This window comes from Sphingomonas limnosediminicola (assembly GCF_039537965.1).
GTDB lineage: Bacteria > Pseudomonadota > Alphaproteobacteria > Sphingomonadales > Sphingomonadaceae > Sphingomicrobium > Sphingomicrobium limnosediminicola.
This window is the reverse complement of the sequence record NZ_BAABBM010000001.1, coordinates 1,993,646-2,006,482: the sequence shown is the minus strand read 5'-3', so window position 1 is coordinate 2,006,482 and position 12,837 is coordinate 1,993,646. Positions and strand designations below refer to the sequence as shown.

The window sequence follows — 12,837 nt, the reverse complement described above, 5'->3', positions numbered from 1 at the left end:
TGCCGCGGCGCCCGCAGGGGGCACGGCACAGAATTCTGGCACGCCAGACGCGGCCCAGCCGGCTATCGTACCGGGAAGCGTTGGTCACATGATCCCGACGCCAGGCGTCGGCGAGCCTGACGGCCGCAAGGGCATTCAGATGCAGGTCACGCCGATCGGCGAAGAGGCATCCGCCTTCCATAACAACTGGCTGCTTCCACTCTGCGCGGTCATTAGCGTCTTCGTCCTGGCTCTGCTCGTCTGGACGATCATTCGCTATCGCCGCGGCGCCAATCCGACGCCGTCGCGCAACTCGCACAACACCGCGATCGAGGTGATCTGGACATTGCTGCCGGTGCTGATCCTGGTCGCCATCGCGATCCCGTCGATCCGCCTGCTACGCCACCAATATTCGCCGCCGCCGGCCGATGTGACGGTCAAGGTCACCGGTCACCAATGGTATTGGTCGTACGAGCTTCCGGATTACGGCGTCACCTTCGACAGCTATATGCTGAAGGAGAAGAACGATCCGACCCGCCAGGCCAATCAGCGCGCCCGCACCGACAATGACGGCCCGCCACTCCTCGCGGTCGATAACCGCCTGGTGATCCCGGCCGGCAAAGTCGTGAAGTTCATCATCACCGCCGACGACGTAATCCACAGCTTCGCGATCCCCGCTTTCTGGATCAAGCAGGACGCCAATCCCGGTCAGCTGCATGAGACCTGGGTGAAGGTCGATCGTCCGGGCGTCTATTTCGGCCAGTGCTCGGAGCTTTGCGGCGCCCGCCACGGCTTCATGCCGATCGCGGTCGAAGTCGTTCCCCAGGCGCAGTTCGCGCAGTGGGTCGGATCGCAGGGCGGCCACATGCCCGGCGCAACGCCAGCGGCCGCGCCGGCCGGTGCGGCAGCTGCTGCGCTGACGCCCGCCGCCGCTGCCGCCACTACCCCTGCTGCCCAGCAGGCAGCTCAGCAGCCCGCGACCAATCAGGCCGCGACCGCACAGAATTAAGCGAAGAGAGTTCCGTAGATGAGCACGACCGCCGACTCACTCCACCTCCGGACGCACGAAGCGCATGACGCGCACCACGATGCGGACCACAAGCCGGGCTTCTTCGTCCGTTGGTTCATGTCGACGAACCACAAGGACATCGGCACGCTCTATCTGCTCTTCGCGATCGTCGCGGGCATCATTGGCGGTGGCATTTCCGGCATCATGCGCTGGGAGTTGATGGAACCGGGCATCCAGGTCCTCAATCGCGCCTGGCCGATCGGCGCCGGCACCGCGAACTTCGACGAGTGGACGCACCACTGGAACGTGCTGATTACCGCGCACGGCCTGATCATGGTCTTCTTCATGGTCATGCCGGCGATGATCGGCGGCTTTGGCAATTGGTTCGTGCCGCTGATGATCGGCGCGCCGGACATGGCATTCCCGCGCATGAACAATATCAGCTTCTGGCTGCTGATTCCTGCCTTCCTGCTGCTGCTCGGATCGACCTTCGTCAGTGGAGGCACCGGCCTAGGTGCCGGCACCGGCTGGACCGTTTATGCGCCGCTCTCGACCTCAGGCTCGGCAGGGCCGGCGGTCGACATGGCGATCTTCTCGCTCCACCTTGCCGGTGCGAGCTCGATCCTCGGCGCGATCAACTTCATCACCACCATCTTCAACATGCGCGCGCCGGGCATGACCCTGCACAAAATGCCGCTGTTCGTATGGTCGGTGCTGGTCACGGCCTTCCTGCTGTTGCTGTCGCTTCCGGTGCTTGCCGGCGCGATCACCATGCTGCTGACGGACCGCAACTTCGGCACGACCTTCTTCGACGCGTCGGGCGGCGGCAACGTCGTTCTCTACCAGCACCTGTTCTGGTTCTTTGGCCATCCAGAGGTGTACATCATGATCCTGCCGGGCTTCGGCATGATCAGCCAGATCGTCGCGACCTTCAGCCGCAAACCGGTGTTCGGCTATCTCGGCATGGCCTACGCCATGGTCGCCATCGGCGTAATCGGTTTCGTCGTGTGGGCGCACCACATGTTCACGACCGGCATGAGCGTCGACGAGAAGATGTACTTCACCGCCGCGACGATGATCATCGCGGTTCCGACGGGCGTGAAGATTTTCAGCTGGATCGCCACCATGTGGGGCGGCTCGATCACCTTCGAGACGCCGATGCTGTGGGCGATCGGCTTCATCTTCCTGTTCACGGTCGGCGGCGTCACCGGCGTCGTCCTCGCGAACGGCGGCGTCGATAATTACATGCACGACACCTATTACGTGGTGGCCCACTTCCACTACGTGCTCAGCCTCGGCGCGGTGTTCGCGATCTTCGGCGGCTTCTACTACTGGTTCCCAAAGATGAGCGGGCGCATGTACAACGAGCTTCTCGGCAAGCTTCACTTCTTCGTGATGTTCATCGGCGTGAACGTGATCTTCTTCCCGATGCACTTCCTTGGCCTCGACGGCATGCCGCGCCGCATTCCGGACTACACGCCCGCCTTCCGTGAATGGAACCAGGTCGCGACCTACGGCTACATGATCACCGTCGCCGGCGTTGCGATCTTCTTCGTCAACATTATCTGGTCGCTGATCGCGGGCAAGAAGGCGCCCGATAATCCATGGGGCGAAGGCGCGACGACGCTGGAGTGGACGCTGTCCAGTCCGCCGCCGTTCCACCAATTCTCGACCCTTCCGCGCATCGACTAGGACGCGCTGAACGAACAACAAAAGGCCCCGGGAAACCGGGGCCTTTTTCGTTGAGTTGCCGCCCTTCTGTCGACGTGCGGACATTTGGTCCCGCAGGTGGTATGGCTCGCCGCCTGAATTGGCGCAGCGATGGGAGGTATCATGCCCCAGTTTGTCATTGAGAGGGAAATGCCCGGGGCCGGGTCATTGAGCGCCGACGACCTAAAGATGGCTTCGCAGACGTCCTGCTCGGTGCTTCGCGACCTTGGCCCGCAGATTCAATGGGTGCAGAGCTTCGTTACCGACAACAAGCTTTACTGCATCTATCGCGCGCCGAATGAAGAGATGATCCGCGAGCATGCGCAACGCGGCGGTTTTCCGGTCAACAAGGTATCGCAGGTCCGGAACGTGATCGACCCGACGACGGCGGAATGATAGTTTCTCGCGAGAGAGCCTAGCGCGGCATGTCGCACGTCTTCATCTCTTACTCACGAACGGACGAACCCAGCGCGGGCATGATCGCGCAGGAGCTTCGTAATGCGGGTTTCGAGGTGTGGCGCGACGACGAGCTGCCGGCGCATCGCCCTTATGCCCAAGTCATCGAAGAACGGATCACGGGTGCGGCAGCCGTCGTCGCCTTATGGTCGGCCGAAGCCGCGAAATCGCAGTGGGTGCGAGCCGAGGCGGATACCGCGAGGTCGTCAGACAAATTGGTGCAGGCGACGCTCGACGGCACGATCCCGCCCATGCCCTTCAATCAGATCCAGTGCGCCGACCTCCAGGGCTGGGATGGCAAGGCTGGCGTCGCCGGGTGGCGCAAGCTGCTTTCGAGCGTCGAGTCGCTCGCCGGCAAGCCGTCCGGGACGACCGAACCGAAGGCGCGCGCGTCCTCACGCGACATTTCGATTTGCGTTTTGCCGTTTCAGAACATGAGCGGTGACATCGAGCAGGAATATTTCAGCGACGGCATCAGCGAAGACATCACCACCGACCTGTCCAAGGTTTCGGCACTGGAGGTGATCGCGCGCAACACCGCCTTCACCTTCAAGGGTCAGTCGGTGAACGTCAGCGATGTTGCCAAGAAACTCGGCGTCACCCACGTGCTCGAAGGAAGCGTTCGCAAGGCGGGCGACCGGGTGCGAATCACCGCCCAGCTGATCGAGGGGCGCGGCGGCGGCCATGTCTGGGCGGATCGGTTCGACCGCGACCTCACCGACATCTTCACGATCCAGGACGAGATCTCGAAGGCGATCGTCGCCGCGTTGAAACTCAAGCTGCTGCCCGAGGAAAAGAAGGCGATCGAACAGCGCGGAACGCAGAGCGCCGAGGCTTACAACCTGTACCTCCTTGCACGGCAATACTGGGTGTCCGGAAACCATGGCGACATGCGCCGCGAAGAGCGGGTGATGCGGATTTGCAGCCGTGCGCTCGAGATCGATCACCGTTACGCCGACGCCTGGGCATTGCTGGCGATCGCTCAGTCCAACCTTCACTACGGCTTCGGTTGCGAGGTGGATGACGGCTATGCCGCCGCGCACACGGCACTCTCCATCGACCCAACCATCCCACAGGCGCGGCTGCCGCTTGCGAAGCGGCTCCAGCAGCGAGGCAAGTTCGAAGCAGCGGCTGCCGAAATGGAGAAAGCCATTCGTCTTGGCGCCGATTCCTGGGAGGTAAACAAGGAGGCAGGGCGGTTTTTCCTCACCAAACGAGATGTGCCGGCCGCGACGCGCCACTACGAACGGGCCGTCGAATTGATGGAAGGCGACTTCCACGCGTGGGCCATGCTGGCCACTTGCTATCAGGCGACTGGCGACGGGGAAAAGCTGAAGAAGGCGGCCGCGAAAATGGTGTCGGAGTCGCAGAGCGCGGTCCAACAAGACCCGAGCAATGGCGCTGCGCTGGGCATCCTCGCCGGCGGCCACGCGCTGCTAGGTGACACGGAGAAGACTAGGGAGTGGATCAACCGCGCGCTGCTCGTCGATCCCGACAATCTAAACATGCGCTATAATTTCGCATGCATCCTCGCCAGCCATCTCCACGACACAGAGGGTGCGCTGAACATGCTGCAGTCATCGCTTGCGTCAGCTGGCGCCTATCAGCTCGAACTGACTGAGACCGACCCAGACTTCGATCCAATTCGCGACGAACCGCGTTTCAAGGAAATGATCGCACAGGCCAGACAGCGCTTGGGCATCAAGGCGACTACTTCAGTCGCGACGCCTTGATGATCTTGATCGGCGGTTCAAGGAACTGACCCTTCATCACGCCCTCGCCCTTGTTGGGGTCGGTGGGGCTGTCGAAGATCTTCTTCACCACGTCCATGCCCTCGACGACCTGGCCGAACACCGCGAAGCCGTCGGCGTCGCCGCCCGGCGCCCCGGCATCGAGGCCGGTCATATCGCTTACCATGATGAAGAAGTCCGAAGTCGCGCTGCCCGGGTCAAGCCGCGCCATCGACACCGCGCCGGTCACATTGCTGAGGCCCGTCTTGCGCGTCGATTCATGCGTGATGGGCGGATATACCTTGCGGGAGTCGCTGCGCACGCCGGCCTGGATGAGGCCGCCGCCGCCCGTGTGCATCGACCGATAGAAGGTCTCGCCATCGAAGCGGTGATTGTCGACGTAGCGGAGGAAGTTGGTCGTGGTGATCGGCGCGTGGAGGCGGTCGAGCGCGATCACGATCCGTCCCATGCTCGTGTCGATGGCAACCGGAACACGATCCGCGGTGGCGACCGGGGTGCCCGTGATTTGGCCGGGTGTCAGCGGCGGAGGAGCCTGCGCGACCGCGATGGCCGGGATGGCGGCGAACAGGATGACGGCGAGAAATCGGTGCTTCATGGGAACCCCATAGCAAAGCAAAGATGAATGCTTCCAGCCGCGGGCTTTTCCTCTCTTAAGCAAGCCCTTATAGGCCCGGGCCATGCCCACCATGGAGATGACGAATCCAGCGGCGCTGCCGGCTGATTGGCGCGACTTCCTCGCGCTGACCAAGCCGCGCGTGATGAGCCTAGTCGTCTTCACCGGCCTGTGCGGGATGTTGGCTGCGCCGACCCTTCCGCCGCTGGTGCTGGGTTTCACTGCAATCCTGTGCATCGCACTTGGCGCGGGGGCCTGCGGCGCGCTCAACCAATGGTATGAGGCGGATATCGACGGCAAAATGCGCCGCACCGCCAAGCGGCCGCTTCCCGACGGACGGATGGAGCGGCAGTCGGCGCTTCACTTCGGTGTCGGCGTCGGCGCCTTTTCGGTGTTGCTGATGGGACTGGCGACCAACTGGCTTGCCGCGATCATGCTTGCGGCGTCGATCCTCTTCTATGTCCTCATCTACACCGTCTGGCTGAAGTCACGGACGCCGCAGAACATCGTCATCGGCGGTGCTGCCGGGGCCTTCCCCCCGCTGATCGGCTGGGTCGCGGCTACTGGAAATTTCGCTCCGCTACCGCTGCTGCTGTTCGCGATCATCTTCTTGTGGACGCCGCCGCATTTCTGGGCGTTGTCGCTGTTCGTGCGCTCCGATTATGCCGCAGCTGGCATCCCGATGCTGCCGGTCGTCGCGGGCTTCGAGAACACGCGGAAGCAGATCTTCATTTACAGCCTTCCGATGGCGATTGCAGCGGTCGCGCCCTGGCCGTTGGGACTGACCGGCCCGATATATGGCGGCTGCGCGGCAATCCTCAGCTTCGTATTCATGGTGCTTGCGGCCCGCGTGCTCGCCAGCCGCGCGACCGAGCCCACCGACATGGCGGCTGAGAAGCATCTGTTCGGCTATTCGGTCTTTTATCTCTTCGCGCTGTTCACGGTGCTCGTCGCAGATCGCTGGCTCGGATGGTGAACCCCGAAGATGAGGTCATCCGCAAGCGCCAGCGCAGCCGTGCGCGGGTGATGGCGGTACTGCTCGTTGCCTTCGTCGTGCTCCTTTACTTCATCACCATTGCGAAGACGGGATTGAACTGGTGAGCGCGGCGACCGTCGAACGGAGGAATGCGCGCACAGCGGCCGTCATGGCGCTCATCGTCGCGGCGATGATCGGCCTCGCCTTCGCGTCGCCCCCGCTATACCGCGCCTTCTGCTCTGCCACCGGCTTTGGCGGGACGCCGCTACGCGCCGACAAGGCGCCGGGCGCGATCGTCGGCCAGGTCGGAGTCCGCTTCGACGCCAATACGCATCCTGGCCTGCCTTGGCGGTTCGAGCCGGAGCAGACGACGGTGCACGTCGCGCCGGGCGCGCAAACAAAGATTTTCTACCGCGCGCAGAACCTGTCGGCGCGCACGATCACAGCCCAGGCGGCCTTCAACGTGAGTCCCGACCAGGTCGGCAAATACTTTAAGAAAATCCAGTGCTTCTGCTTTTCCGAGCAGACGCTGAAGCCCGGCGAAAGCGTCGACATGCCGGTGCTGTTCTTCGTCGATCCGGCAATCAAGAAAGACCCGGACACGAAGGATATCGACGAGATTACCCTGAGCTATACATTTTACCCGGTGGAAACCGTCAACGCGGCCCGCTAGAGCCGCGGCAAAGAACGAGGGAAGCTGCAACAAATGGCTGCGACGAAGAACCACGATTACCATCTGGTAGAGCCGGATCCCTGGCCGCTGATCGGTGCCCTTTCCGGCGGCACCCTTTTCAGCGGTGCAGTCATGTGGTTCCACGCCAATCGCTATGGCGTGCCGGTCATGTTGCTCGGCCTCGCGGGCGTGCTGATCACGATGTACAGCTGGTGGTCGAACACCATCAAGGAAGCGCACGCCGGTGATCATACGCCGATCGTGCAGCTCCACCTGCGCTACGGCATGATCCTGTTCATCGCCTCCGAGGTGATGTTCTTCCTTGCCTGGTTCTGGGCTTTCTTCGACAGCTCGTTGTTCCCATCCGCTGTCGACGCCGTCGGTGGCCATTGGCCGCCCAAGGGCATTGAAGTGCTGAACCCGTGGGGCTTCCCGCTTCTCAACACGCTCATCCTGCTCTGCTCCGGCACGACGGTGACGTTCGCGCACCACTCGCTGATCCATGGCGACCGTAGCGGTCTCAAGCTCGGCCTGTGGCTGACGATCCTGCTCGGCCTGACGTTCAGCTTCGTTCAGGGCTGGGAATATGCCCACGCACCGTTCGCGTTCAAAGGCAGCATCTACGGATCGACCTTTTTCATGGCGACCGGTTTCCACGGCTTCCACGTCATCGTCGGCACGATCTTCCTGACCGTCTGCCTGATCCGCTCCTACAAGGGCGACTTCACGCCGCGTCAGCATTTCGGGTTCGAAGCGGCCGCCTGGTACTGGCACTTCGTCGACGTCGTGTGGCTGTTCCTGTTCACGACCATCTACGTCTGGGGCGGCTGGGGCGCGCCGCACGCGGGGTGACCTTGTGAAAGCACCGGTGAGTGAGCCGTCGTCACTGAAGGCGGCGCTTGCCGGCGATTGCCCGCGTTGCGGGTCGCGGACCTTGTTCGCCGGCTGGGTGACCTTCGCGAAGACGTGCCGGAACTGCGGCCTCGACCTCGACAGTTTCAACGTCGGTGACGGACCCGCGGCCTTCCTGATCTTCATCGTCGGCGCCATCACGGTGGTCGGTGCCTTGGTGGTCGACGGCGCTTTCTCCCCGCCTTGGTGGGTGCACCTCGTTTGGATTCCGGTGGCCACAGCATTGACCGTAGGCGGCCTGCGCTTCTCGAAGGCGTGGCTACTGGCGCAGGAATATCGCCACCGCGCCCGCGAAGGGCGGATCGCCGAATGACCCGCCGCCTTCCCATCATTGCGACGCTGGTCGTGCTCGCGGCCGCAGCCGTCATGGTCGGCCTCGGCATCTGGCAGCTACAACGCGCCAAGTGGAAAGAGGGCATTATCGCCCGCTACGCACAGGCAGAGAAACTTCCGCCGATCATCTTCCCAATGACGCCGCTTAAGGACGAACAACTCCCGCTTTTCCGCCACGCGACGGGAGTCTGCCTGCGGCCGATAGGGCAACGCGCAGCCGCAGGCGAGAACGCGGCCGGCGAGCCGGGCTATGTGCACATCGTCGACTGCTCCACTGGGGCAGAAGGGCCAGGCATGAGCGTCGAGGTGGGTTGGTCGAAAGACCCCAATGCCAAGGTGAATTGGGCGGGCGGTGCCGCAAGCGGGATCATCGGCCCGGACCGGAAGACGCGGATGCGCCTCGTGGCTGCAAGCGCGCCGCCGGGACTAGAGCCGAGCGCACCGCCTTCCATCGATTCCATTCCGAACAACCACCGGTCCTATGCGCTGCAGTGGTTCGCCTTCGCGCTCATCGCACTGATCATTTATGGACTGGCCGTACGCAAACGACTGAAGGAACCGGCAGCTTGAGCGGGTTGATGCATGTCCTGCCGAACGGCCTGACCGTCGCCGTCGACCCGATCGCGGGGGCCGAATCCGTCGCCATCGGCCTTTACGCCAGCGTTGGCTCGCGCTCGGAACCAGACCGCGTCAGCGGCCTCGCCCATCTGGTCGAGCATATGGTGTTCAAGGGCGCCGGCGGCCGCGACACGCGCGCGCTCGCGGAAGTGATCGAGGACGTCGGAGGCAACCTCAATGCCTGGACCGCGCGTGACCAGACGGTGTTCCACGGCCGCGCGCTCGGCCGCGATTTCGCGTTGGTCACCGAGCTAATCGCCGACCTCGTGCGGGCGCCGCATTTCGAAGAGGAACACTTTCCGCGCGAGAAACAGGTGATCCTGTCCGAGCTTGGAGAGGTCACCGACGCGCCTGACGATTTGGTCCACGATCATTTGTTTGAAGCGGCCTTCGAGGGCCAAGCGATCGGCCGCTCGATCCTCGGCCGCGAGGAAACTGTGGAAGCGATCACGCGGCAATATTGCATGGACTGGATCGCCGAGCAGTTTGTGCCATCGCGACTCGTGCTCGCTGCGAGCGGCAAGGTCGATGCCGATGACTTCCTGAAGCTCGCCGAGCGGCGCTTCGGAGACATGGAGGCACGCCCGGCGCCAGCCGTCGAACCAGCACAGTTCACCGGCGGTGCGCGCGACGACCCCCGGCGGTTTGAGCAGGCACATTGGTGCCTCGCCTTTCCCGGCGCACCGGCGGGCGACGCGCGCGCCCCTGCCTTGACATTGTTCGTACAGGCGCTCGGCGGCGGCACGTCATCGCGCCTGTTCCAGGAACTGCGGGAGGAGCGCGGCCTGGCTTATTCGATCTATGCCTGGACCCAGCCGTTCACCGAGGTCGGCCTCGTCGGCATCGGCTGCGCCGCGGAGCGGGCGCGGGCAGCGGAGTCGGTACAGCTCGCGCGCCAGTTGCTCGCCGAGACGGCGGAAGGCCTCACGCAGCAGGAACTCGACCGGGCGCGTGCTCAAGTTGAGGCAAACCTGCTGATGGGGCTCGAAACGGCGCAGGGCCGCGCCGACCATATGGCTCGTTCGATCGAGGTATTCGGCCGCATCCTCGGGACTGATGAGCTCGTCGCGCAAATCCGTGGCGTATCGCTCGATCAGGCACGCGAGGCAGGCCGGGCAGTGCTTGACGGCCCGACCGCGGTCGCCTCAGTCGGTGCTTCGCTCGCGCTCGCCGCCTAAACTCACGTGAGCGACCTTTTGACCATCGTTGCGGAGCCATGGAACGACTGGGGCCTGATCGATTGCGGCGATGGGCAAAAGCTTGAGCGTTACGGGCCATACAAGGTCGTTCGTCCGGAGCCGCAGGCGATGTGGCGGCGCGCACAGAACGATTGGGACCCCGACGCGACCTTCGTGCCTGGCTCCGACGAGGAGGGGGGCGGTCGCTGGATCCAGCACCGACCGGTGCGACGGCAGTGGGAGCTCGCGCGCGGCGACGTTCGATTCAACGCGTCGCTGACGCCTTTCCGCCACTTGGGCTTCTTCCCCGACATGGCGCCGCAATGGGACTGGATGCGCGAGCGTGCAGGCGATGCCGATGTGCTCAACCTGTTCGGCTACACAGGCGTCGGCACTTTACTGCTGAGCAACGCCGGCGCGCGGCTTGTACATGTGGACGCATCGAAGAAGTCGGTTGAGCAGGGCCGCGAGAATGCGCGCCTTTCGGGGCTCGATGCCAACCCCATCCGCTGGATCGTCGACGACGCCGGCAAGTTCACGGCGCGCGAGGTCAGGCGGAGCCGTCGTTACGACGGCATCCTGCTCGATCCGCCCAAGTTTGGCCGGGGGCCGGAGGGTGAATTCTGGCGGCTGGAGGAAAACCTTGCGCCGTTACTCGCGGATTGCCGGCGCCTGCTCGATGAGAATAGCCGCTTCCTCGTCCTCACGGTTTACGCCGTGCGCATGTCCGCGCTTGCGATCGGGGAGTTGGTCCGGCAGACGCTCGGCGATCTCGGTGGCAAGGTGGAAGTCGGCGAGATGGCCGTGCGCGAGGAGACGCGCGGGCTGCTTCTTCCGACAGCGATCTTCGCTCGCTGGACTAAGTCCTAGACGCCCGAATTGCGGCGCCCGCGACGAAGGGCGCACCCGCGATCAGCAGCAACGATACTGCGGCCTCCAGGAGTAACGCCCCTGAACCGGCTGCGCTCGCCGAGGCGCCGAATATCAGCAGCGGCACGGCCAGCGGCAGAAGCAAAATGCCTGCCAAAGAGCCTGCTCGCGGCAACCCTGCGGTGACCGCAGCCACGGCTACCGCGAGTGCGGCAAGTCCTGGCGTGCCGATCGCAAGCGCAATCTCGCTGCGTTGAAGACTGGCGGCATCGAGCGCCAACAACGCCGAGGCCGGAATGGCGGCAATCATCAGTAGCGGCCCGAAGGTCAGCCAATGGGCGACGATCTTGGCCGCGGAAACGCTCTCTTCAGCCACACCATGCAGCGCGAGCTGGTCGAGCACGCCGTCCGCGCGGTCCGGCTCGATCAGCCGTTCGATGGGCAGAAGCGCGGCCGTGAGGGCGGCGATCCACAGGATGCCGGGGCCGATTCTTGCAAGAAGCCGAGCGTCCGGCCCGACTGCAAAGGGCACCAACGCCGCGACCAGAACGAAGAACGCGACAGGAAGCCACGCGGCGCCCATGAAGGCGCGACGGACGTCACGGACGATGAGCGCGCCGATCATCGACCCAGCTCCAGCGTGCTCCAATTGCCGCCTAGCGGTTGATGCGATGCGGCGAGAACGGCACCGCCGGCTGCCCGATGCTGCTCGACAAGCCGGGCCAGACGATCCGCCCCGTCGGCATCGAGCGCATTGAGCGGCTCGTCCAGAAGCCAAAGCGGCGCCCGCGACGCTCCGACCCGCGCGAGTGTCGCGCGCTTCGCCTGTCCCGACGACAAAAGCCGCACCGGCACCGTGGCAAGATGCCCGATGCCGAGTGCTTCCATCGGTCCGGTGGGATGGCCGCCCCAGAAGGCGAGCGCTCGCTCCAACGGCAGCTCGCGGTCCAACGCCAGCGCGTCGTCGGCCAGCGCTAGCTCACTGCGCTCGATGTGTCCCCGCTCCTGTCGGAGCAGACCGGCCGCCAGGCGAATCAGGCTCGACTTGCCGCTGCCGTTTGGACCGACGACTTGCAGTGCCCCGCCGGGCTCGAGCGCGAGATTGAGACCTCCGAACAGCAACCGCCCGCCGCGCCGGAGCGCCACGCCCTCGAAGCGCAGCAGGGCCCTCAAGCGACGCCTTCCTCCAGCGCATGCATGTCTTCGTCGCTAAGCCCGAAATGGTGGCCGATCTCGTGGATCAGCACATGCGCGACGAGATGCTCGAGCGAGTCGGCGCCGCCGGCCCATTCATCGAGGATCGAGCGCCGGAACAGGCGAACCCTCTCGGGCAGGCTGCCGGATTGGTCGATGCTTCGCTGGGTCAGCGGAACGCCTTCGTAAAGCCCGCTCAATTCGAAGGGATCTTCGATACCGACCGAATCGAGCGTTTCATCGTCGGCGAAATCATCTACCTGCAGCACGATGTCGCCGAGACTTTCGCGGAACGGGCTCGGCAGCGCATCAAGCGCGCGACGAGCTAACGCTTCCAACTCTTCGGCCGATGGTGATGGTCCGAAATCGCGCATGGCGTCCGCATAGGGGCTTGGGCGTGCGCGCGGCAACCTTGCCCCCTCGCGCGGCTCCCCCTAAGTGGCCGCTTTCCAGCGATATGCGGAGCGGTGGCCGAGTGGTCGAAGGCGCTCGCCTGGAAAGTGAGTATACGGCAAAACCGTATCGAGGGTTCGAATCCCTCCCGCTCCGCCACTTCCCTGAAGCG

16 protein-coding genes and 1 tRNA gene are annotated in these 12,837 nt (G+C 64.1%); 13 read left to right on the top strand and 4 right to left on the bottom strand.

Annotated features, from left to right (window positions below; genetic code table 11):
• Window positions 1-88: 88 nt before the first annotated feature.
• The 4 genes from coxB (at window position 89) to ABD704_RS10105 (ending at window position 4,887) form a co-directional block, all read left to right on the top strand.
• Window positions 89-988 carry a cytochrome c oxidase subunit II gene (gene coxB / locus ABD704_RS10120; RefSeq protein ID WP_344699558.1) on the top strand — a complete coding sequence of 300 codons (900 nt, stop codon included), beginning with the start codon at window positions 89-91 and terminating at the stop codon, window positions 986-988.
• A gap of 18 nt (window positions 989-1,006) precedes the next feature.
• Window positions 1,007-2,680 carry a cytochrome c oxidase subunit I gene (gene ctaD / locus ABD704_RS10115; RefSeq protein ID WP_344699557.1) on the top strand — a complete coding sequence of 558 codons (1,674 nt, stop codon included), beginning with the start codon at window positions 1,007-1,009 and terminating at the stop codon, window positions 2,678-2,680.
• 141 nt (window positions 2,681-2,821) lie between these two features.
• Window positions 2,822-3,094: a DUF4242 domain-containing protein gene (locus ABD704_RS10110; RefSeq protein WP_344699556.1), complete on the top strand. Its 273-nt coding sequence runs from the start codon at window positions 2,822-2,824 to the stop codon at window positions 3,092-3,094.
• A 29-nt stretch (window positions 3,095-3,123) separates the two neighbouring features.
• Window positions 3,124-4,887 carry a TIR domain-containing protein gene (locus ABD704_RS10105; protein ID WP_344699555.1) on the top strand — a complete coding sequence of 588 codons (1,764 nt, stop codon included), beginning with the start codon at window positions 3,124-3,126 and terminating at the stop codon, window positions 4,885-4,887.
• Here the strand turns inward: ABD704_RS10105 and ABD704_RS10100 are convergent.
• Complete coding sequence (locus tag ABD704_RS10100; protein ID WP_344699554.1) at window positions 4,865-5,500, bottom strand: peptidylprolyl isomerase; 636 nt, start codon at window positions 5,498-5,500, stop codon at window positions 4,865-4,867. The genes ABD704_RS10105 and ABD704_RS10100 overlap by 23 nt on opposite strands.
• A gap of 91 nt (window positions 5,501-5,591) precedes the next feature.
• On the opposite strand from ABD704_RS10100, the gene ABD704_RS10095 reads away from it, so the two are divergent.
• Genes ABD704_RS10095 through ABD704_RS10060 form a run of 8 tightly spaced genes read left to right on the top strand, consistent with a single transcriptional unit; the run spans window position 5,592 to window position 11,078 of the window.
• The gene (locus tag ABD704_RS10095) at window positions 5,592-6,494 is read left to right on the top strand and encodes a heme o synthase (protein WP_425565458.1); all 903 of its coding nucleotides are present in this window, start codon (window positions 5,592-5,594) and stop codon (window positions 6,492-6,494) included.
• On the top strand, window positions 6,488-6,619 hold the full coding sequence (locus tag ABD704_RS10090) for a hypothetical protein (protein WP_344699552.1): 132 nt from the start codon (window positions 6,488-6,490) through the stop codon (window positions 6,617-6,619). Before ABD704_RS10095 ends, ABD704_RS10090 begins: the two co-directional genes overlap by 7 nt.
• A complete protein-coding gene (locus ABD704_RS10085) occupies window positions 6,616-7,167 on the top strand; it encodes a cytochrome c oxidase assembly protein (RefSeq protein ID WP_344699551.1) in 552 nt (183 codons plus the stop codon). Before ABD704_RS10090 ends, ABD704_RS10085 begins: the two co-directional genes overlap by 4 nt.
• A 33-nt stretch (window positions 7,168-7,200) precedes the next feature.
• Window positions 7,201-8,019, top strand: coding sequence for a cytochrome c oxidase subunit 3 (locus ABD704_RS10080; RefSeq protein ID WP_344699550.1), 819 nt, complete (start codon window positions 7,201-7,203; stop codon window positions 8,017-8,019).
• Window positions 8,020-8,023: 4 nt separating this feature from the next.
• Window positions 8,024-8,392, top strand: coding sequence for a DUF983 domain-containing protein (locus ABD704_RS10075; RefSeq protein WP_344699549.1), 369 nt, complete (start codon window positions 8,024-8,026; stop codon window positions 8,390-8,392).
• Window positions 8,389-8,982, top strand: a complete 594-nt coding sequence (locus ABD704_RS10070) for an SURF1 family protein (protein ID WP_344699548.1) — start codon at window positions 8,389-8,391, stop codon at window positions 8,980-8,982. Before ABD704_RS10075 ends, ABD704_RS10070 begins: the two co-directional genes overlap by 4 nt.
• Window positions 8,979-10,208 (top strand): M16 family metallopeptidase, encoded by a 1,230-nt coding sequence (locus ABD704_RS10065; protein ID WP_344699547.1) that lies wholly within the window; start codon window positions 8,979-8,981, stop codon window positions 10,206-10,208. Before ABD704_RS10070 ends, ABD704_RS10065 begins: the two co-directional genes overlap by 4 nt.
• 6 nt (window positions 10,209-10,214) lie before the next feature.
• Window positions 10,215-11,078, top strand: coding sequence for a class I SAM-dependent methyltransferase (locus tag ABD704_RS10060; RefSeq protein WP_344699546.1), 864 nt, complete (start codon window positions 10,215-10,217; stop codon window positions 11,076-11,078).
• Here ABD704_RS10060 and ABD704_RS10055 read toward each other — a convergent pair.
• Genes ABD704_RS10055 through ABD704_RS10045 form a run of 3 tightly spaced genes read right to left on the bottom strand, consistent with a single transcriptional unit; the run spans window position 11,068 to window position 12,646 of the window.
• Complete coding sequence (locus tag ABD704_RS10055) at window positions 11,068-11,703, bottom strand: heme exporter protein CcmB (protein WP_344699545.1); 636 nt, start codon at window positions 11,701-11,703, stop codon at window positions 11,068-11,070. The two genes, ABD704_RS10060 and ABD704_RS10055, sit on opposite strands and share 11 nt — an antisense overlap.
• Window positions 11,700-12,251: an ABC transporter ATP-binding protein gene (locus ABD704_RS10050; RefSeq protein WP_344699544.1), complete on the bottom strand. Its 552-nt coding sequence runs from the start codon at window positions 12,249-12,251 to the stop codon at window positions 11,700-11,702. Before ABD704_RS10050 ends, ABD704_RS10055 begins: the two co-directional genes overlap by 4 nt.
• On the bottom strand, window positions 12,248-12,646 hold the full coding sequence (locus ABD704_RS10045; RefSeq protein ID WP_344699543.1) for a metallopeptidase family protein: 399 nt from the start codon (window positions 12,644-12,646) through the stop codon (window positions 12,248-12,250). The genes ABD704_RS10050 and ABD704_RS10045 overlap by 4 nt, the downstream gene beginning before the upstream one ends.
• 87 nt (window positions 12,647-12,733) lie before the next feature.
• Between ABD704_RS10045 and ABD704_RS10040 the strand changes: the two genes are divergently transcribed.
• Window positions 12,734-12,824 (top strand) — tRNA-Ser (locus tag ABD704_RS10040).
• Window positions 12,825-12,837: the final 13 nt, after the last annotated feature.